The sequence below is a fragment of the Allokutzneria sp. NRRL B-24872 genome, assembly GCF_002155965.1.
Lineage (GTDB): Bacteria > Actinomycetota > Actinomycetes > Mycobacteriales > Pseudonocardiaceae > Allokutzneria.
In genome coordinates this window covers 1-19,403 of the sequence record NZ_MUMH01000091.1, presented here as the reverse complement: position 1 = coordinate 19,403, position 19,403 = coordinate 1, and the positions used below count along the sequence as shown (strand labels likewise).

Here is a 19,403-nt window from a genome sequence, read left to right as displayed (position 1 = left end):
CGCGCGCACCGCATGGCGGGACATCTGAGGACGTCCTTGCTAGGTTGCGCGCGTCCCCAGCGGTGCGAAGGAGCTTGTGTGGCCAACGAACGACTCAAGGAAGCGTTGCAGCGCAACGGCTTCGGCCTCGAACACGCCGCGGGGGCGACCGGCGTCGACCGCAAGACCGTCGAACGGTGGATCACCCAGGGACGGGTTCCCTACCCCCGGCACCGGCGCACGATCGCCACCCTGGTCCGCGAGGCCGAGGACTACCTGTGGCCGGACTCGGTCAGCCCGGAGCTGGCCGAGTCCGAGCTGGTGAAGCTCTACCCGAGGCGCAGCGACGTGCCGACCGACCTCTGGGACCGGCTGCTCGACACCGCCACCGAGCGCGTCGAAGTCCTCTCCCTGGCGGCGTTGTTCCTGGTCGAGCGCCCGGACTTCGCCCGGAAGCTGCGCGCCAAGGCCGCTGAGGGCACCAAGGTCCAGCTGCTCTTCGGTGACCCCGCTGCCCGCGAGGCGGCCAAGCGCAGCGAGGAGGAACAGCTCGGCAGAGGCACCGTGGCCGCGCGCATCCGCAACGCGCTCGCGTTCGTCCGGCCGCTGGCCGATGTGGAGGGCATCGAGATCCGGCTGCACAAGCGGACCCTCTACAACTCCGTGTTCCGCTTCGACGACGAGATGGTCGTCAACACCCACGTCTTCGGCGTCCCTGGCGGTCACGCGCCCGCGATGCACCTGCGCAGGCTCTCCTCCAGCCACATGTTCGAGACCTACGCGGCGAGCTTCGCGAGCGTGTGGGCGGGAGCTGAGCGGGCGAGGTTATAGGCATGGCGCGCATCGACCACTTCAACGACCCGGCCGCGCCCAGGGCCAACAGCCTCAAACCCGCCGTGAGCGCGGTCGTGCTCGACGCCGAGGGCCGGTTGCTGATGATCAGGCGCACCGACAACGACCGCTACGCGATCCCCGGCGGCGCGCAGGAGTGCGGCGAGACCGTGGCCCAGGCGGTGGTCCGCGAGGTCGAGGAGGAGACCGGTGTCGTGGTGGAGGTGGTCAGCCTGGTCGGCGTCTTCTCCAACCCCGCGCACGTGGTGGCCTTCTCCGACGGCGAGGTCCGCCAGGAGTTCTCGATCTGCTTCCGCGCGGTGCCCACCGGCGGGCACCCGCGCGCCAGCAGCGAGTCGAAGGAGGTGAGGTGGGTGGCGCGCGAGGACCTGCGGTCCCTGGACGTCCACCCCTCGATCCGGCTGCGGATCGAGCGGGGCCTGGCCGACCCCACCTCCCCGTACTTCACCTGATGTGGGACAGGATGTTGACCACGTTGCCGTCCGGGTCCTCCACGAAGAACCGGCGCACCCCCCACGGCTCGTCGGTCAGCTCGTAGATGATCTCCGCATCGGAGTCCAGCGCCGCCTGGTAGCTGGCGTCCACGTCCTCGACCTGGATCGAGGCCACCGGCACCACGGGCGCTGTCGCGTCGTGCGTCATCAGGCTGAGCTGCACCTCAGGGTGCTGCGGGTCCGCGAGGGTGACGATCCACCCCTGGTTCATCACCACGCGCATCCCGACGACGGTGGTGTAGAACCTCACGGCCGCGGCCATGCTCGTGGTCGGCAGATCAGCGACCACCCTGTTCACCTTCATGGGCTACCTCTACCAGTTTGATCTCGCGGTCCTGCACCCGGGAGAACAGAAGCAGCGCCGAGCACGCTCCGAGCAGGGCCATCGTCATGTCCCACTGGGTGTCCCACTGATCGCCCTGAGTGCCCAGGTAGTCGGCGGCGCCGTCCCCGCCCAGCATGCCGACGAAGCCCTCGAACACCTCGAACCCGCCGCTGACGCCAAGGCAGACGAAGATGATCAACGTCACCAGCCAGCGGCCCGGGACCAGGGGAGTGCGGCGCAGCAGCAGCTCGCGCACCACCACGGCCGGGACGAAGCCCTGCGCGAAGTGCCCGATCCGGTCGTAGTGGTTGCGCTCGAAGCCGAACCAGTCCTGCATCCACGCGCCGAGCGGCACCTCGGCGTAGGTGTAGTGCGCGCCCAGCGTGAGGATCAGCGCGTGCACCGCGATCAACCGGTAGGTCAGCGGAGTGAGCCGGAAGCGTTTGTAGCTCACCGCCAGCGGGACCAGCGCGATCCCGATCGGCAGCACTTCGAGGGCCCACGTGCCCCAGGAGCGCGGGTTGATCGCCGACACGGCGACCGCGACGAGGACGACGCCCAGCAGGACGAGGGGTTCACGCTTCACGCGAGGTTCCTACCCAGTTCCGGAGTGTGCGTACCGCATCACCGGCACGCCTGACCGCCAGAACCCTCACACCTCCCGCGCCGCCCTGAATGAGCACAACTACCCATCCACCCCCTCAAACCCCTCACCCCCGCAGGCCCTCCTTTTCGCGTTTTGGCTACTTGTTGCGATTTGGGAGCGCTCTCATTCGCAACGCGTTGCCAAAACGCCGAAAAATCGGGCGCGGCGCTTGGGGTGGCGTGGGTCTGCGGGTTGGGTGCGGGTTCGCTGGGCGTGGTGGCGAGGCCTAGATGGGACCGAGCAGCCAGTTGGTGGAGTTGGTGGGGTCGGAGCTGGTGAGGAACTCGCGCGCGTCCGCGACGAGTTCGTCCATCGAGATGAGGCCGTCGCCGTCCTGGTCGATCTTGGCGAGCACGGCGTCGGCCTGGTCGCCGTTGCCGACCGAAGCCTGGAAGCGGCGGAACTCCTTGGCGCTGACCGCGTCGCTGCCGTCGGTGTCCATGAGGGTGAACGCCGTCTGGACGAGCGGGCGGAGCACCTTGTCGAAGGTCGCCGGGTCGCCGAGGGCGAGCGCCTCGAAGCCGCTCAGGAACTCCTCCCTGCTGACCTGGCCGTCCTCGTCGTGGTCGAGCGAGCTGGTGAGCGCCCTCCAGAAGGAGTCCCAGCACTCGCTCACCGCCACCCCCTTCGCCGAGGCGGGGTCGACCTCGAAGGCGCTGAGGTACTGCCGCTTCATCCGCTGCACGTCGGCCTTCTCGACGAAGCCGTTGCGGTTGTTGTCGTACAGGCCGAAGATCTTCTTGTACTTCCGCGCCAGGATGTCGGCGACCATGGGTTCTCCTACTGCTGGGCGTGCGTTGGCCGCCATCGACGCTAGGCCCCAACCCGCCACCACCGGATGATCATCACCCGAATTCCCGCCAACACTCCCCGATCCGCGCAACCCACCCCCACGCGCCCTCACCTAGAGAACTCGCCGATTTCGCGCGTTTTGGCTACTTGATGCGATTTGGGAACGCTCACGTTCGCAAGAAGTTGACACAACGCTTGTCAAGGGGGAGTTGAGATCTGTGGATGGATCGGCGGGCTGTGGATGGAGGGAACGGGGATCGCGGGAGTGTGGGTGACAGTGAGGACATGCGACTTGTCAGACCGAAACTCGAAGTGGCCCTGTTCCGCGGCAGTGACGCGGTCTCCGCAGGCGTGCTCACTGCCGCCGAGCTGCGAACGCCGCGGTTCATCCGCTTGTACCGCAACGCCTACGTCGTTCGCGGCACCCCGATCACGCACGAGCTCAGGTGCCGGGCCGCCGCACTGATCGTTCCGGAGGGATGCGTGCTGACTGGCCGGTCCGCGGCGACAGTGCGCGGGGTTCCGCTCGCGGCAGCCGACGATCCGGTCGAGATGAACTCGACCTTCGTCGATCGCGCGAGGTGGCGACCCGGACTGCGCATACGACGCGTCGACGTCAGCGAGGACGAGAGCGAACCGTGGGAGGGCATCCGGATCGCCAGCTCGGTGCGCATCGCCTATGACCTGCTGATCGGGTTGCTGCCGTTGGAGAAACGCGTCGCCTACACCGACGCGTGGCTGCGCGCGGGCAACGCGGACGTGGAAGAGCTGAGCCAGCTCGTCGAAGATCGGCACGACCACGGCGTCCGGCTCGGCCGCGCGGCAATGCAGCTCGTCGACCCCAGAGCGGAGTCCATACCGGAGTCCGAGTTGCGCGTCCTGTTGGCGTTGGCCGGGCTCTCCCCCGTGCCGCAGCTCGTCGTCCGCAACGGATCGCACTTCATCGCGCGCGTCGACCTGGGCTTCGAGGAGGAGCGCGTAGCGGTGGAGTACGACGGCGCGTGGCACGCCGAACCCAACCAGCTCGGCCGCGACCGCCAACGCCTCAACCTGTTGCAGGAAAACGGATGGCGCGTCGTCTCGGTCACCGCGTCCGCCCTGTACTCCAACCCCGAGGGGGTAGTCGCCGCCGTGCAGAAAGCGCTAATCGAATCCCGCCGCGTCCGTCGCGTTTTGGCAACGTGATGCGAAGTGGAGCGCTCCCGAATCGCAAGGAGTTGCCAAAACGCGAGGTACGGCGGCGCGGGCTAGGTGCGGTGGGTGGTGGTGAGGGTTTCCAGGGTGGAGACGATGTCGTTGGGGGTGGGGGTTTCGAGGATGCCCTGGCGGAGGTGCTTGGCGCCCTCGGCGAAGGTGGATTCCTCGGTCAGCCGCCGCACGCCTTCGCGGAGGCTCTCCGCGGTGGTCTGCGTGGGGTGCGAGTAGAGGCCCGCTCCGGCCTTCTCGGTGAGCTTGGCCTTGATCCACATGTCAGCCATGCGGATGGGCAGGATGAACTGCGGCACCCCGTAGAGCGCGGCAGTCGACCACGTGCCGAAACCACCGTGGTGCACGGCCGCGGAGCACGTCGGCAGCACGGCGTGCATGGGGACGAAGTCGACGACGCGCGCGTTGGGCGGGAGCGTGCCGACAAGCGAGCGCTCCTGATCGCTGAGCGTCGCGACGATCTCGACATCGAGGTCGGCGAGGGCTTCGAAGGACTCCTTCAAGGGCACGAAGGTGCCACCGAGGGCCTTGGCGAAGGACATGCCGGGGGTGAGCAGGACGCGCCGCCGCTCCTGGGGCTCGTTGAGCCACGAGGGGATCACCGAGCGGCCGTTGTAGGGCGTGTACCGCATCGCGACCCTGTTGACGTTCAAGGGGATCTGGATGCTGGTCGGCACCTGGTCGACGGTGAACTGACCGCTCACGACGTCCTCGTGGAAGTCCGAGCCGAAGCGGGAAAGGTGCCCGCCGAGCCAGTCGGCCATGGGGTCGGTCTGCGCCTCAAGCGGCTGCTGGTCCTTGAGCTGCAGGAAGACCTCGCGCATGGCGCCGTAGACGTCCACGGCCCAGTTGAGCCGTGCGTGCGCGGCCCCGACCACCCGCGCCGCGACTCCGCCGGCGAAGGTGATCGGGTCCCACAGCACCAGGTCTGGCTTCCAGAACCGCGAGAACTCGACGAGGTCATCGAGCAGGGTGTCGTTGTACGGCATGAACGCGTACTCGACCGCGATCTGGTAGCGCAGCAGCAGGGTCTCCCACTGCTGCTTGTCCAGGAACGGTTCGCTCCAGTCGGAGAACTCGTTCTCGATCGTCTCCTGCTCGGCGAGCATGTCGTGCACGGTGTGCTCGGTACCGATCGGCACCGCCGACAGCCCCGCGTTGGTGATCGTGTCGGTCACCCCGGGGGCGCTGGCCACGCGCACCTCGTGGCCGGCGTTGGTCAGCGCCCACGCCAGCGGCGCCATGGTCAGGACGTGCGACTTCTCCGAGACGGTCGCGAACAGTACGCGCATGACTGGACTTCTCCCACTGCTCAGACGGTGGCGAGAACTTCCCGCACCGCGGCGATGACCTTCTCCTGCGTGCCGATCGGCAGCGTCGGGTACATGGGGAGCGAGAAGATCTCCTTGGCGAGCTTCTCGGTCACCGGGAGCGACCCCTCCTCGTAGCCCAGCTTGTGGAAGCCGGTCTGCCGGTGCACCGGCCAGGGGTAGCTGATGTTGAGGTGGATGTCGTAGGCCTTCAGCGCCTCGATGATCGCGTCCCGCTTGGGGTGGCGGACCACGTAGACGTAGTAGACGTGCTCGTTGCCCGGGTTCACCTTGGGCAGCACCAGATCGGTGTCGCCGAGCCCTTCGAGGTAGCGCTGAGCCACGTCGCGGCGGCCCTGCGCGTACTGGTCGAGGCGGGTGAGCTTGCGGCGCAGGATCTCCGCGTGCAGCTCGTCCAGGCGCGCGTTGTGCCCGGGCGTGGAGACCACGAAGTAGGTCGTCTCCATGCCGTAGTAGCGCAGCCGCCGCAGGTTCCCGGCGATCTCCTCGTCGGAGGTGATCGTGGCGCCGCCGTCGCCGTAGGCGCCGAGAACCTTGGTGGGGTAGAAGGAGAACGCGGCCGCCTTGCCCATCGTGCCCGCGATCTTGCCGTGGTGGCGGGCGGCGTGGGACTGGGCGCAGTCCTCCAGGATCGGGATGCCGTGCTTGTCGGCGATCTCCTGCAACGGCGCCATGTCCACGCACTGGCCGTACAGGTGCACCGGCAGCAACGCCTTGGTGCGAGGCGTGATCTTGGCTTCCACCTGACCGACGTCCATCAGGTAGTCGTCCTCGTGGACGTCCACGAACACCGGGATCGCGCCGATCTGGTCGATCGCGATGACGGTGGGCGCGGCGGTGTTGGACACCGTGATGACCTCGTCACCCGGGCCGACGCCCAGGGCCCGCAGGCCGAGCACGATGGCGTTGGTGCCGTTGTCCACGCTGATGGTGTGGTCGACGCCGTGGTAGGCCGAGTACTCCTCCTCGAAGCCGCGCACGCTGTTGCCCAGCACGAGCTGCCCGGACCGGAAGACCGTCTCCACCGCGTCGTGGATGTCTTCGCGCTCCTGCTCGTATTCGAGCATGTAGTCCCAGACACGAGTAACCATGGGTACGCAGAACCTCCAAGCCAGCGACCGCCGCCGTCCGGTCAGCCAATCTCAGCGACGTGGTGACAACAACCCCTAGGCACCCCAGAAACCCGCACCGGTCTTGCGGCCGAGCCTGCCCAGCTCGACGAGCCTGGTCAGCAGGGTCGCGGGCTTCACGTCGGGGTCGTAGTTGATTTCGTGCAGGCGCCACTGGATCGCCTCGGAGATGTCCAGCCCGATGGTGTCCAGCAAGGTGAAGGGGCCCATCGGATAGCCGAATCCGCTCTCGATCGCGGCGTCCAGCCCCGGTACCGTCGCCGCACCCGACTCGACGAGCCTGATGGCGTCGTTGAGGTAGGGGAACAGCAGGTAGTTGACGATGAACCCGGCGCGGTCGGAACAGTCCACTGTGGTCTTGCGCAGCCGGGATGCCAAGGCGTGCACCGAGGTCAGCACGTCGTCGTCGGTGAACTCGGTGCGCGAGACCTCGACCAGCTTCATCGCGGGCGCCGGGTTGAAGAAGTGCATGCCCACCACGTCGCCGCGCCGCTTGGTGGCCTCCGCGCACGCGGTCACCGACAGGCTGGAGGTGGTGGTCGCCAGGATCGCGCCCTTCTTGCAGATCCCGTCCAGCTCGGCGAAGACCTCGGCCTTGATCTCGATCTCTTCCGCGGTGGCCTCGATGACCAGGTCGCAGTCGGCGACCGCGGCCCGCGAGGCACTGGGGATCAGCAGCGACAGCGCCGCGCGGCGCTGGTCCGGCGTGACCCGACCACGCCGGACCGCGCGCACCAGCGATTCGTCGACAGCCCGCACGGCGGCGTCGGCCTTGTGCTCGTCCCTGGCCACCAGCACCGTTTCCAGTCCGGCCTGGGTGATCACCTGGGCGATGCCGCGCGCCATCGTGCCGGAGCCGACAACGCCGACGCGGTTGATCTCCCGCGCCCGCGCGGCGCCGCCGCGGTCGGAGCGCTCGGGCTCCGAGTCGATCTCCCCGGCCGGGGAGTAGGTGTAGAAGCCCTGCCCGGCCTTGCGCCCGAGCAGCCCGCCCTCGACCATCCGGTTCAGCAACCCGGTCGGCGCGTGCGTGGCGATGCCGGTGCGCTCGTGCAGGTCGGTGAGCGCGCGCTGCGCCACGTCGAGCCCGATGCGGTCGAGCAGCGCGAGCGGTCCGGTCGGCAGACCGCAGCCGAGCCGCATCGCGGTGTCGATGTCCTCCCGCGTGGCGTAGCCGACCTCGTACAGGGCGACCGAGCGGTTCAGGTAGGCCAGCACGAGGTCCCAGGCGTGCCCGCGCGCGGCGCCGAGGTCCTTCTGCGCGATCGGCAGCAGTTCGAGCAGTTCCTTGGCCTTGGCCGCCGCGTCCGCGCTGGACATGGCCGTGACGACCAGTTCGACGCCGGTGCGCTCGGCGGGCGGGGCCAGGAACGCGAGGCCGACGACCTGCCCGGGCTGGCCGGAGGCGACCGCGAGCGAGGCCAGCGACAGCGAGGCGGTGGTGCTGACCAGAACGGTGCCGGGCTGGCAGGTCTCGGCGATCGTGCGCAGCACCAGCGCCTTGCTCTCGTAGTGCTCCGGAACCGCCTCGATCACCACCTCGGCCGCGCTCAGCGCGGAGAAGTCGTTGCCCAGCAACACAGATCCGGGTGCGCGGCCGCGAGCGCGGGCCACCGCGCCGGGGTCGCAGTCCACGCCGAGGACGTCGATGCCCGCTCCGCTGAGCAGTTCGACGAGGGACTGGCCGACCGAGCCGAGGCCGACGACGCCGACCGGGCCGAAACTGGCGTGCTGAGCTGTCATGGCGCCGATGCCTCTCAGTGGCTGGGCTGCTGCTGGAATCGGGTGATCTGCGAGACGTGCCGCGCGCGCAGCTCCTGGTCGGTGACGCCGAGACCGGGCGACGGCGCGAGGCCGAGCACGCCGACCTTGCCGCTGTGCTGGTTCGCGTGGACCTCGCTGGTGGCCCGCCCCGTCTCCGCCAACGGGTACACAGTGGACAGTGTCGGGTGGATCATTCCCTTGGCGATCAAGCGGTTCGCCTCCCACGCCTCGCGGTAGTTCGCGAAGTGCGAGCCGACGATCTTCTTCAGGTGCATCCACAGGTAGCGGTTGTCGTAGCTGTGCTCGAAGCCCGACGTGGACGCGCAGGTGACCACGGTCCCGCCGCGCCGCGTGACGAACACGCTGGCGCCGAAGGTTTCCCGGCCCGGGTGCTCGTAGACGACGTCGGGGTCCTCGCCCCCGGTCAGCTCGCGGATCTTGGCGCCGAAGCGCTTCCACTCGCGCGGGTCCTGCTCGCGCTCGTTCTTCCAGAACTTGTAGCCCTCGGCGGAGCGGTCGATCACCAGCTCCGCGCCCATGGAGCGCACCAGGTCGGCCTTCTCCGGGCTGGACACCACGCACACCGGGATGCCGCCGCCGTTGAGCACGATCTGCGTGGCGTAGGAACCCAGACCGCCCGCGGCGCCCCAGATCAGCACCACGTCGCCCTGCTTCATCCGCGCGCCGTTGGCGGAGACGAGCTGGCGATAGGCGGTGGAGTTCACCAGCCCGGACGCGGCCGCCTCCTCCCACGTGAGGTGCGCGGGCTTGGGCATCAACTGGTTGGCCTTCACCACGGTGAGCTGTGCGAGCCCGCCGTAGTTGGTCTCGAAGCCCCAGATCCGCTGCTCCGGGTCGAGCATGGAGTCGTCGTGGCCGTCCGGGGAGTTCAGCTGCACGTCGAGGCAGTGCGCGACCACCCGCGAACCGGGCTGCCACCCGCGCACGGCCGAGCCGGTGCGCAGCACGATCCCGGACAGGTCGGAGCCGACCACGTGGAAGGGCTGGTCGTGGTGCTCGGCCCCGGGGACGGCGCGCGCGTAGCGCTTGAGGAAGCCGAAGGTGGGCAGCGGCTCGAAGATCGAGGTCCAGACGGTGTTGTAGTTGATGGCGCTGGCCATCACCGCCACCAGCACCTCGTCCGGGCCGATCTGCGGGGTCGGCACGGGCTGCACGTGCAGGGACTTCACCGGGTCCTTGTCCCGGGTGTCCATGCCGGCGAACATCTCGGACTCCTCGGCGAGCACCACCGCGCCGAGATAGCTCTCCGGGATCGACACCGCGGCGAAGTCCGCGGCGTCTGCGTCCTCGGAGAGGACCGCGTCGACGATCTCCTGCACGACGGTTCCTCCGGGCTGTCGGAGGGTGCGTCGGCGCGACGTAACCGCAGGTCAGGCTTTGACCGCGCTGATGCCCCCAGTTTCATGCATACGCATACACGCGCCTGCCTCATCGACAGTAGCCACCGGCCCGGCACGGACGTCACCCCTAGAACACGGGACTTCGCCCCTAACAAAAGGGGGTTCTCCTACACATTTTCCCCTTATCCGCCACCGGTCAGTTCCGCAACCCCTCACTGCGGGCACCGCAGGAGAAACGGACAAAAAGAACGACGCGGGACGAGTCGGCCCGGGAGATTAGGGGGGCGTGTCCCCCCGGGCGTCGCCGTCCCGCGCCGGGCCCCGCGAAGGGGCGTCCTTGCGGAGTGGCCGTCTACAACCAGCCGCGTTCCTCCGAGATCCGGTAGGCCTCGCCCCTGGTCCGGGCGCCGGTCTTGCCGATCGCCGAGGACAGGTGGTTGCGCACCGTGCCCTCGGTCAGGTGCAGCGCCTTGGCCACCTTCGCCACCGTGCTGCCGTCGGCGACCGCGCCCAGCACCTCGCGCTCGCGCACGGTCAGCGGGTTCGGCCCGGTGGCCAGCGACTCGGCCGCGAGCACCGGGTCGACGACGCGCAGGCCGTTGTACACCCGGCGCACCGCGTCGACCAACTGCTCCGGCGGGGCGTCCTTGACGATGAAGCCGGAAGCCCCGGCGGCCATGGCGCGCACCAGGTAGCCCGGCCTGCCGAAGGTGGTGCAGATGAGGATCTTGCAGTCGGGCAGCTCGGCGTGCAGCTCCTTCGCCGCGGCCAGGCCGTCCTTGCCCGGCATGTGCACGTCCAGCAGCACCACGTCGGGCGCGGACCGCCGTGCGGCGGGCAGCACGTCGTCACCGGAGCCGACCTGGGCCACGACCGTGATGTCCGGCTCCAGGTCCAGCATCGTCGCCAGGGCGCCGCGCACCAGCGCCTGGTCGTCGGCGACAAGAACCCGAATCACGCGTGTCCTCCCGTGCTCTCAACGGCATTCTCCGCCTCGGCGGGCGCCGGGGGGTTCTGGGGGTGTTCGGGGACGGGCGCGCTGGCCCGGAGCTGGAAGCCACCCCTCGGCACGGCCCCGGCCTCCAGGGTGCCGCCGACCGCCTCCATCCGCTCGCGCAGTCCGCGCAGCCCGTTGCCGACCGCGTCGGCCGGGGCGCCGACCCCGTCGTCGGTGACGGTGATCCAGTCGCTGCCCAGCCGCACGCTCATCTTCTGCGCGCCCGAGTGCCGGACCACGTTCGTCACCGCTTCCCTGAGCACGTAACCGAAAACCTGCTGGAGCTCGGGCGCCACGTCGTCGACGGCGCGCGGCAGGTCGGCCTCGATGCCCGCGGCGCGCAGCGTCTCGTTGGCCCCGGCCAGCTCGCCGGAGAGGGTGATGACGCGGTACTCCGACACGGTCGCCCGCACGTCGGCGAGTGCTTGCCTGCCAAGCCTTTCCACGTCGCGGATCTCCGTCATCGCGCGCTCGAGGTCGTCCATCTCCAGCACGCGGCGGGCGAGCCCGGCCTTGAGGGTGATCGTGGTCAGGCTGTGCCCGAGGATGTCGTGCAGGTCCCTGGCGAAGCGGGCGCGCTCCTTGGCGACGGCGAACATCGCGATCTGATCCCGCGCCTGCTTCAGCTCGACGTAGGCGTTTGCCAGCCCCACCATCAGCGCGGCGGCCGAGGTCACCGAGAACAGCAGCACGAAGTTGGGCAGCTGCGCCTCGAACTCCTGCTGGTAGATCGCGCTGGCCGACAGGCCGACCAGCGTCACCAGGGTGACCACGCCGGTCACCACGGGCGGCATCAGCGCGGCCACGATGCCCAGCGCGCAGATCAGCACCCAGGAGTTCTCCAGGCCGGTCAGCACCACGAAGGCGATGCCCATCGCGAGCAGCGCCAGGCAGACCAGCACCTGGGAGGACCAGGAAACCTTGCGCGCCAAGGGAACCGCGAGGATGCAGGCGATGCTGTAGGAGACGCCGACGAAGGCCGCGAGCGCCCACAGCTGCGGGCTGGCCTCGCGGACCTGGCCGAGCGCGTCGATCCAGGCGGGGATCATCATCACGCTGAAGAGCACCGCCAACGCCGGTGCGGCCTTCGACCCCTCGTCCGAATCCGGGGTGGTGGACCGCAACCCCGGTCCACCACCCCAGTCCAGCAGCTTGCGCATCATGACGGCGACACTAGATCAGGTGCGCGCGCTGTCGCGCTGGTAGCGCCACATCACACCGGCGGCGAGCACGACCGACCAGCCGAGCAGGACCAGCGTGGGCGTCAGCAGCGTGCCGTAGTTCGGCAGCACGCCGACCCGGCCGATCTCGGCGAGCCAGTAGCTGGGCACGAACTGCGCCAGGTCGTTCCACCACGGCGGCAGCATGTCCAGCGGCATGAACAACCCGCCGAACATGGCCAGCAGGAGCATGCCGACGATGACGAAGTTCTGCACGTTGTCCTTGTTGGACAGCTGGCCGATCAGCAGACCCATGATCGCGAACGGCAGCGAGCCGAGCCAGACGAACAGCGTGGCGTGCAGCCAGCCGACCGGGGTCAGCTGGACGTTCTCCACCAGCACCGCGACCACCGGGACGACGATCGCGGTCGGCAGGGCGACGGCCATGCCGACGGTGACCTTGCCGACCAGGAATCCCGCGCCGGACAAGGGGGTCAGCCGCAGCTGGCGCTGCCAGCCCGCCGTGCGCTCGTGCACCACGCGGGTGCCGATGAGCAGACCGGCGGTCATCACGCCCCACGCGCACAGGCCGACCATGATCGTCACCGGGTACTGCGCGGCGGCGGTGCCCGCACCGCCTTCGGCGCCCGCTCCGGCGACGTCCTTGAAGAGCATCATCTCCAGCAGGTAGAACATCGCCGGGAAGCCGATGGTGAACAGCAGCGTGCCTGGAGCGCGCAGCGCACGCCGGATCTCCAGACCGAGGTATCCGAGGTTCATGGCTGTCTCTACTCCCGCTCAGCTGTTGTTGAGGTTGCTGGTGAGCGTGATGAAAGCCTCGTCGAGGCTGACACCCGCGATCTCGATGTCCCGCGCGTTGGGGAACCGGGCCAGCAGCGCGCGCAGCGTGGTGTCGGAGCTGGAGCTGACGATCACCACCTTGTCGTGCCGGACGTCCACGTCGGCGACACCGGGCAGCGCCTCGATCTCGGCCTGGGTGGCGCCGGGGATCTTGGCGTGCAGGGTGCGACCGGCGGCCAGCGCCTGCACCTCGGCCACGGAGCCGTCGGCGACGATCTTGCCCGCCTTCATGAAGATGACCCGGTCGGCGAACTCCTCCGCCTCCTCCAGGTAGTGCGTCGCGAAGACCACGGTGCGACCGGCGGCGGTGAACTCCTGCATGGAGTGCCAGAACTCGCGCCGGGTGCCCACGTCCATCGCGGCGGTCGGCTCGTCGAGGATCAGCAGGTCGGGATCGCTGACCAGGGCGACGGCGTAGCGCACGCGCTGCTTCTGGCCGCCGGAGAGGCGAGTGGAGCGGCGCTTGACCAGATCGGCGATGCCCGCGCGGCGCAGCGCTTCCTTGACCGGCATCGGCTTGCGGTGCAACGAGGCCACCATGCCGACCATCTCGCCGACCGTGGCGTCGTCCAGCAGCGCGCCGCTCTGCAGCATCGCGCCGATGGTGCCGTGGGAGACGGCCTCCTTCGGCGACTTGCCGAAGATGGTCACCTCGCCGTGGTCCGGCTTGGTGAGCCCGAGGATCATGTCGACGGCGGTCGACTTGCCCGCCCCGTTGGGGCCGAGCAGCGCGACGACCTCGCCCGGGGCGATCGACAGATCGATGCCGTCGACCGCGCGGACCGCGCCGTAGTGCTTCTTCAGCCCGCTGATGTGGATCGCCGCACCGTTGCCGCCGGCGGCACGCCGGTCGGTGCTCTCCGAAGCCAGAACCTCTTCCATGCGACTAACTATGCGCAAGCCACCGACAGTCCGCGTAGGCCGCCCGTCACGAGCTCCCGGTGACAGTTGTCATGCTCGTGCATGAATCCCTTTTCGCAGGTCAGGGCGGGTACAAACAGCGTGGGACCCCCCGTCGCACGACAGGGGGTCCCACGATGGTTTGAACCCGCTAGCTGGCCGCGGTCCCGGCCGTCTTCATGTCCAGCTGGAGCTCCCTCGGCAGCGCCGCGCGGCTGCCGACGTTGAGCTTGCGGTAGACCCGCGTGAGGTGCTGCTCCACCGTGCTCACCGTGATGTAGAGGTGCCGGGAGATCTCCCGGTTGGTGTAGCCGTGCGCGGCCAGCTCGGCCACCCTGCGCTCCGAGCTGGTCAGGCTGGACACCCGGGCCTGCGGCTCGTGCGCCCGCTCCTCGACCCGCTCGGCGCCGACGGTGGGGCGCGCCTGAGGCTCCTCCCGCTCCGCGTCCCCTGCCGCGGGGCGCAGCTGCATCGCGAGCTGTTCGGCGCGGTGCTTGAACATCCGCGCCTTCCCGGGCTCGTTCAGCGAGTGGTAGGTCTGTCCCAGGCCGTGCATGGCCTTGCTGAGCATGAACCGGTCGCCCGCCGCGTACAGCGAGTCGATGGCCTGCCGGAACACCGCGACCCGCTTGCCGACCTCCTTGGTCCTGGCGAGCAGGAACAGCGAGGTGCCGCGCGCGCGGTGGCTGGCGGCGCAGGTCAGGTCGAGCTGCTCGGTCAGCAGCTCCTGCGCCTTGGCCGCCTCGCCGAGCCGCAGGTGCACCTGCGCGGCGTCGGAGCGCCACGGCAGGAAGCTCGGCGAGTCCATGCCCCACTCCCGCATCAGCGCGCCGCAGAACTGGAAGTCCGCCAGCGCCGCCTGGAGCTGGTCGGTCGCCAGGTAGTAGTGCCCGCGCGCCTGGAGGTACTGGAGCCCGAAACGGCTCTGGAACACCGAGTCCGGCACCTGGAACTCCAGCTGCTCGGCCGCCTTGTCGATCTCGCCCATGGCCAGGGTGGCCAGCGCGAGGGTCGCCAACGGCCCGGCGGCGGCCACTCCCCAGCTCTGCCGGGGGATGCTGGCGAGCGCGCGCTCGGCGAACTGCCGCGCCGCGGGCAGATCTCCTTGCCGCAGCGCGATGTCCGCGCGAACACCGCTGAGCACGGCCTGCCAGGTGCGGACGCCGCGCGAGGTGGCCTCCTCCAGCAGTTCGTCGCACAGCGGCCCGGCCTTGTCCGTGCGCTCCCCGTAGACCAGGGCCAGCAGCGCCGACTCGACCGCCTCGATGGTGTTGTCGGAGAGCTTGGTGCGCTGGAGGAACTGCAACGCGCTCTCGGTGACCCGGTTGCCGGGGCCGTCGGTGAGCGCGCTGTGCAACGCGTTCGCCGCCTGAGCGCACCGGCTGACGTTCGCCGACGCGTACGGCTCGATGACCGGGAGCTGTTGCGCCCGCGCCACCACCGGCCGCAGCGGCGGGTAGGAGTTGACCAGCAGCTGGCACGCGGAGCCGAACTGCAGCCCGACCCGCGAGCGGTCGGCGTGCGCCGTGCGCTCGATCGCCTCGGCGGCCCGGTCGACGCGGCCGTGCCACAGCAGGTAGCGCAGCAGCGTGCTGGCGTCGCCGTCGCCGAGCTGGTTGCGGGTGAACGCCTCGAACAGCGGCGTCAGGTAACGCAGCGCGGTCCCCGGGTTGAGCCGCCACTCCACCCTGGACAGCGCGGCCCTGATCCTGGCGAGCTGCTCGTCGTCGGTGCACCCGGCCTCGGCCAGTTCCAGGCAGCGCGACGCGCTCTCGGTGTCGTCCTCGGCCAGCGCCCGCTCGGCCGCCTCCAACAGCACCTCGGACTCCCAGCTGGAGCCCGCCTGGCCGATCGCGACGAGGTGCGCCGCGATGCGCCCGGCCGGAGCGCCCTCCAGGTGGAGCAGTTGAGCAGCGCGGAAGTGCAGCTGCGACCGGTGCTCGCGGTCGAGGTCGTCCAGCACCGCGGCGCGCCCCGCCGTGTGCCGGAAGGCCAGCGATCCGTCCAGCACGCCCATCGCGTCGAGCACGCCGAGCGCGGTGTCCACCGTCTCCGGGTCGGTGTCGAGAACCCTGCGCAGCAACACCTTCGCGTCCGCGACCGAGGAGGCCGCGAGCGTTCCGGAGGTCTCCAGGACCGCGGCCGCCCTCGCCACGTCCAGCGTCTGCTCCTCGCTGCGCTCCAGGCACGCGAGCACCGCCTGGCGGAACCCGTGCCCCGGCGCGCACTCCAGCGTCACGCCCGCCGTCGTGGTGGCCACGACCGCCGTCTGCGCGTCGTCGATGAGCGCCCGCACGAGCAATGGATTACCGCCCGTGCAACGGAAGTAGTCGTCGGCGAGCCGATCGGCCGCGTCGGTGCCGAGGTGCTCGGCGGTGACGGCGCGCACCGCGCTCTTCGAGAGGGTGCCGAGGCGGACCCGGCTGCAGATCCTGGAGCGCAGGGTCTCCGTGTGGAACACCGGGTGCACGGGGGCGGAGTGCGTGGACTCCGTGAGCACCATCATGATCCGCGAACCCTGGAGGTGGTCCACCAGGTGCCGCAGGCAGTTCAGCGACGCGAAATCCGCGTACTGGATGTCGTCGACGGTCATCAGAACCGGCGCGGTCCGCGCGAGTTCGATGAGTGCTTCGGTCACATCCCGAACCAGGTTCAGCGGCAGGTGGTCAATACCTTTGCCCATTCCCCCAGAATGGGCACCGGCAGTTCCGCCGACGCTTCTCGAACTGGCAAGGATATTTTTGACGAGTGGCGCGTGCTCTGCATTCAGTGGAGCCCGCGACAATAGTTGGTGAAGCACCCCGAGCGGAATCGCCCGTTCCATCGGGGAGCCATTTGCGTTGAGATGCAGAGCGCCCGACGTCGTCGAGTGCTCCACCATGCTGCGGAGTAGTTCGGTCTTACCGCTGGCGACACCGCCGCTCACGACCGCGACTCGCCCATTGCCGCGCATCGTGTCCACGAACAGGTCTTTCAGGGTGCCCAGCTCCTGATCCCGCTCCACAAGTAACACGTACTCCACCTCCCCCAGCCACTCCCACCACGCGCCCTACGTGATGCTCGTCGAAGGCTGACAATATGTTCCACCGAGCGGAGACACCGCGAGGTTACGTGATCGTCAACTAGTGCACTAGGGACTATCAATCTATCCACGGACAAACCTTGTGTAACGCCTGGATGACGCACGGGGAAGCATTTCCACTAGGTGCACGGCGACGTATCTGGCCCTGTACTGGAGGGGGAGCGCAGGACCATTGCGACTGATGCTCTCCAAAAGCCAACCAACAGCCTGCCTCACCCATGACAACTGTCACAGTGCAGGTTCAGTGTTTTCTATATAAAGGGATGCTTCTATAGTGGTTTCCCTAGGCGGGAAGGGTCCGCAAGACACGACACGGACACGATTTCACTGCGGACGGTGCCGGGCCACCACCAGCGCGTCACCGGGCCAGGGGGCATTTCATCGCACTATTACGCCACTTGGACTACATCGTCTTCCGGAAACGTCGTCCCAGGCGGCCGCGGGGCCCACCGGGCCGGGCCCCGCCGGGACGGCGGGCGGCCGTCAGGGGGCAGGCGGGCGGCCGGGCGGGGGCCGGGTGAATGCGACGGGGCGCGCAGTGGTAATAGCGCGGTCAATCACAAGGGGAAGAAAGCATCCAGCGGTAATCCGAACACGCTTCAGATGGACCACCGTTCGTCGTCGCCGAAACGCACGTACCCGCGCACGGCGGCATCAACGCGAGCGCCGTGCGCGGGTACCGAGAGCGACCGAAATGAATGCACGAGACTGAGCTGAGCCGTTCGAGTGAACCAGTGAGCGGCTCACGTGAGAGGGCGCATAACCGGGATATCGCGACCCGCGCGCGCCCCTCCGGTCGGCGGTGAATTACACAGGGGCCGGGCGCAGGGCCGACAACCTGGCGAACTGCTCGGGACCGAGGCGCAGGTCGGCGGCCGCCACGTTCTCCTCCAGGTGAGCCGCGGAGGAGGTCCCCGGGATCGGCACCACGACCGGCGAGCGGGCGAGCAGCCAGGCCAGCGCCACCTGCGTCGATGTCACGGGTTTGCCTTCCGTGGCAAGGGAAATCTCCTCAGCGACGGCGGCGAGCGCGGCAGTGACGTCCGCGTCGGCCGAGCCGTTGGCGATCGGCAGCCACGGCACGAACGCGATGCCTTCGCGCTCGCAGTGCTCCAGCACCTCCTCGTGCCGCCGATCCCCGACGTTGTAGAGGTTCTGCACGCTGGCGACGTCGACGAAGCGGCGGGCGCGCTCGATCTGCTCGACCCCGACCTCGGAGAGCCCGACGTGCCGCACGGTGCCGTCCGCGCGCAGCTGGGCCAGCGCGTCGTACTGCTCGTCCTCGGGCACCTTCGGGTCGACGCGGTGCAGCTGGAAGAGGTCGACGCGCTCGACGCGCAGCCTGCGCAGGCTCAGCTCCGCCTGCTGCACGAGGTATTCCGGCCGTCCGAGCGGCACCCACTTGCCCCTGCCCGGCCGGGACTGGCCCGCCTTGGTGGCGATGACCAGGCCGTCCGCGTAGGGGTGCAGCGCCTCGGCCAGCAGCTCCTCGTTGGCGCCCAGACCGTAGGAGTCGGCGGTGTCGATGAAGGTCACGCCGAGCTCGACGGCCCGGCGCGCGACGGAGATCGGACCGGCGCGGTCAGTCTCCGGCCGCCAGCCGGTGAGCCGCATGGCGCCGAATCCCAGTCGTCGCACGGGAAGCTCGCCGCCGAGGAGGAAGGTGGGGCTGGAGTTGGTCATCACGCGGCCCACCGTCGCGCCAGCGGCCGCCACCCACCATGAATTCAGCTCCGGCTAAATCTCCGGCGAGCGCAGGTGCGGGAGGTTCTCCTCCAGCAGCTTCAGCTGGTCGTCGACCCGGCCGAGGTCGGGCTTGGCGGCCAGCTCACCGGCGACGTCGACGATCTTGCGCTCGGCGGCGGCGAACTCCTCGGCGGCGGCCTTGAGCCGCAGGTACACCGGCTGCGTGGTGATCGACGGCGTGCCGGGCGGGTGCAGCCGCTTGCCGGTCTCGGCGAGGGAGCGCGCGGCGGGGAGCTCGGCGCGCATGGCCTCGGTGATCTGCTCCAACCACTCGCGGGCCGGGGACTCCGACAGCGCGGCGGTGACGATCCCGGCCCGGCGCACCGGCTCCTCGCACTCCGCCAGCAGGCGGTCCCAGGCATCCCGCTCCGGCCTCGGCTCCAACTCCGCCGTCGCCGGAGGAAGTCGTTGCGGCGCAGGGGTTCTGTGCCCCCGCACCAGGTCGATGACCACACCGACCAGGAACCCGGGCAGGCCACCGGCCACGGCAGGGGCGGTGAGCAGGGTGAGGATCTGCACGGTCGTGCTCTTCGCCGGGTCCCACAGCTCCCCCGTCGCGACCATGAGCAGGTACAGCGCCAGCGCGAGGCTGTAACCGATCAGAAAGCCGGTTCGCTTCGCCGGAGCGCGCCTTCGCGGGGCTGAGCCGTGTTCCACACCCCCAGCGTATTGGCTCGCGACGCTCCCAGTCCGAACTTCGGCGACGCGGCCGGAAGGAGGAGGGGCACCTAGGGGTCGGGCGCGGCGGGAATCGGGGGTTTCGGGGTGGTAGCACGG

Annotated in this window: 17 protein-coding genes; 3 read left to right on the top strand and 14 right to left on the bottom strand. The window is 69.3% G+C overall.

What is annotated here, in order from left to right; all coding sequences use genetic code 11:
• The first annotated feature begins 78 nt into the window (after positions 1-78).
• Together CCN37_RS23170 and CCN37_RS23165 are read left to right on the top strand one after the other, a co-directional pair.
• Positions 79-810 (top strand): DUF5919 domain-containing protein, encoded by a 732-nt coding sequence (locus CCN37_RS23170; RefSeq protein WP_086824571.1) that lies wholly within the window; start codon positions 79-81, stop codon positions 808-810.
• A gap of 2 nt (positions 811-812) precedes the next feature.
• Complete coding sequence (locus tag CCN37_RS23165) at positions 813-1,283, top strand: NUDIX hydrolase (RefSeq protein ID WP_086824569.1); 471 nt, start codon at positions 813-815, stop codon at positions 1,281-1,283.
• Here the strand turns inward: CCN37_RS23165 and CCN37_RS23160 are convergent.
• The 3 genes from CCN37_RS23160 to CCN37_RS23150 form a co-directional block, all read right to left on the bottom strand.
• Entirely contained in the window at positions 1,276-1,614 is a 339-nt protein-coding gene (locus CCN37_RS23160; protein ID WP_246843241.1) for a VOC family protein, read from the bottom strand. The two genes, CCN37_RS23165 and CCN37_RS23160, sit on opposite strands and share 8 nt — an antisense overlap.
• Complete coding sequence (locus CCN37_RS23155; RefSeq protein WP_086824565.1) at positions 1,604-2,236, bottom strand: DUF2238 domain-containing protein; 633 nt, start codon at positions 2,234-2,236, stop codon at positions 1,604-1,606. Before CCN37_RS23155 ends, CCN37_RS23160 begins: the two co-directional genes overlap by 11 nt.
• Positions 2,237-2,522: 286 nt before the next feature.
• Positions 2,523-3,068 (bottom strand): EF-hand domain-containing protein, encoded by a 546-nt coding sequence (locus CCN37_RS23150; protein WP_168200813.1) that lies wholly within the window; start codon positions 3,066-3,068, stop codon positions 2,523-2,525.
• Positions 3,069-3,373: 305 nt separating this feature from the next.
• Here CCN37_RS23150 and CCN37_RS23145 point away from each other — a divergent pair, with 305 nt between their 5' ends.
• The gene (locus tag CCN37_RS23145; protein WP_168200812.1) at positions 3,374-4,273 is read left to right on the top strand and encodes an endonuclease domain-containing protein; all 900 of its coding nucleotides are present in this window, start codon (positions 3,374-3,376) and stop codon (positions 4,271-4,273) included.
• Positions 4,274-4,335: 62 nt separating this feature from the next.
• Here the strand turns inward: CCN37_RS23145 and CCN37_RS23140 are convergent, their stop codons facing one another.
• From CCN37_RS23140 to CCN37_RS23090, 11 genes are all read right to left on the bottom strand, one after another.
• Positions 4,336-5,586 (bottom strand): activator-dependent family glycosyltransferase, encoded by a 1,251-nt coding sequence (locus CCN37_RS23140; RefSeq protein ID WP_086824559.1) that lies wholly within the window; start codon positions 5,584-5,586, stop codon positions 4,336-4,338.
• A 20-nt stretch (positions 5,587-5,606) separates the two neighbouring features.
• A complete protein-coding gene (locus tag CCN37_RS23135; RefSeq protein ID WP_086824558.1) occupies positions 5,607-6,716 on the bottom strand; it encodes a DegT/DnrJ/EryC1/StrS aminotransferase family protein in 1,110 nt (369 codons plus the stop codon).
• Positions 6,717-6,791: 75 nt separating this feature from the next.
• Positions 6,792-8,498, bottom strand: a complete 1,707-nt coding sequence (locus CCN37_RS23130) for a 3-hydroxyacyl-CoA dehydrogenase family protein (RefSeq protein ID WP_086824556.1) — start codon at positions 8,496-8,498, stop codon at positions 6,792-6,794.
• 14 nt (positions 8,499-8,512) lie between these two features.
• Complete coding sequence (ccrA, locus tag CCN37_RS23125; protein WP_086824553.1) at positions 8,513-9,859, bottom strand: crotonyl-CoA carboxylase/reductase; 1,347 nt, start codon at positions 9,857-9,859, stop codon at positions 8,513-8,515.
• A 373-nt stretch (positions 9,860-10,232) separates the two neighbouring features.
• Complete coding sequence (locus tag CCN37_RS23120) at positions 10,233-10,838, bottom strand: response regulator transcription factor (protein WP_086824551.1); 606 nt, start codon at positions 10,836-10,838, stop codon at positions 10,233-10,235.
• Complete coding sequence (locus tag CCN37_RS23115) at positions 10,835-12,040, bottom strand: sensor histidine kinase (protein ID WP_246843240.1); 1,206 nt, start codon at positions 12,038-12,040, stop codon at positions 10,835-10,837. The genes CCN37_RS23120 and CCN37_RS23115 overlap by 4 nt, the downstream gene beginning before the upstream one ends.
• A gap of 15 nt (positions 12,041-12,055) precedes the next feature.
• Positions 12,056-12,817: an ABC transporter permease gene (locus CCN37_RS23110; protein WP_086824549.1), complete on the bottom strand. Its 762-nt coding sequence runs from the start codon at positions 12,815-12,817 to the stop codon at positions 12,056-12,058.
• A gap of 18 nt (positions 12,818-12,835) precedes the next feature.
• Positions 12,836-13,780: an ABC transporter ATP-binding protein gene (locus CCN37_RS23105; protein WP_086824547.1), complete on the bottom strand. Its 945-nt coding sequence runs from the start codon at positions 13,778-13,780 to the stop codon at positions 12,836-12,838.
• Positions 13,781-13,949: 169 nt separating this feature from the next.
• A complete protein-coding gene (locus CCN37_RS23100) occupies positions 13,950-16,802 on the bottom strand; it encodes an AAA family ATPase (protein WP_256388074.1) in 2,853 nt (950 codons plus the stop codon).
• 885 nt (positions 16,803-17,687) lie between these two features.
• Positions 17,688-18,563 carry an aldo/keto reductase gene (locus CCN37_RS23095; protein ID WP_086824579.1) on the bottom strand — a complete coding sequence of 292 codons (876 nt, stop codon included), beginning with the start codon at positions 18,561-18,563 and terminating at the stop codon, positions 17,688-17,690.
• Between the two features lie 54 nt (positions 18,564-18,617).
• Positions 18,618-19,283, bottom strand: coding sequence for a hypothetical protein (locus tag CCN37_RS23090; RefSeq protein WP_086824541.1), 666 nt, complete (start codon positions 19,281-19,283; stop codon positions 18,618-18,620).
• Positions 19,284-19,403: the final 120 nt, after the last annotated feature.

Excerpts from the sequence above, each read along its gene's own strand:
- CCN37_RS23165 (WP_086824569.1), top strand. The coding sequence starts at position 813 with ATGGCGCGCATCGACCACTTCAACGACCCGGCCGCGCCCAGGGCCAAC.
- CCN37_RS23150 (WP_168200813.1), bottom strand. The coding sequence starts at position 3,068 with ATGGTCGCCGACATCCTGGCGCGGAAGTACAAGAAGATCTTCGGCCTG.
- CCN37_RS23145 (WP_168200812.1), top strand. The coding sequence starts at position 3,374 with ATGCGACTTGTCAGACCGAAACTCGAAGTGGCCCTGTTCCGCGGCAGT.
- CCN37_RS23140 (WP_086824559.1), bottom strand. The coding sequence starts at position 5,586 with ATGCGCGTACTGTTCGCGACCGTCTCGGAGAAGTCGCACGTCCTGACC.
- CCN37_RS23135 (WP_086824558.1), bottom strand. The coding sequence starts at position 6,716 with ATGGTTACTCGTGTCTGGGACTACATGCTCGAATACGAGCAGGAGCGC.
- CCN37_RS23130 (WP_086824556.1), bottom strand. The coding sequence starts at position 8,498 with ATGACAGCTCAGCACGCCAGTTTCGGCCCGGTCGGCGTCGTCGGCCTC.
- CCN37_RS23115 (WP_246843240.1), bottom strand. The coding sequence starts at position 12,040 with ATGATGCGCAAGCTGCTGGACTGGGGTGGTGGACCGGGGTTGCGGTCC.
- CCN37_RS23110 (WP_086824549.1), bottom strand. The coding sequence starts at position 12,817 with ATGAACCTCGGATACCTCGGTCTGGAGATCCGGCGTGCGCTGCGCGCT.
- CCN37_RS23105 (WP_086824547.1), bottom strand. The coding sequence starts at position 13,780 with ATGGAAGAGGTTCTGGCTTCGGAGAGCACCGACCGGCGTGCCGCCGGC.
- CCN37_RS23095 (WP_086824579.1), bottom strand. The coding sequence starts at position 18,563 with ATGACCAACTCCAGCCCCACCTTCCTCCTCGGCGGCGAGCTTCCCGTG.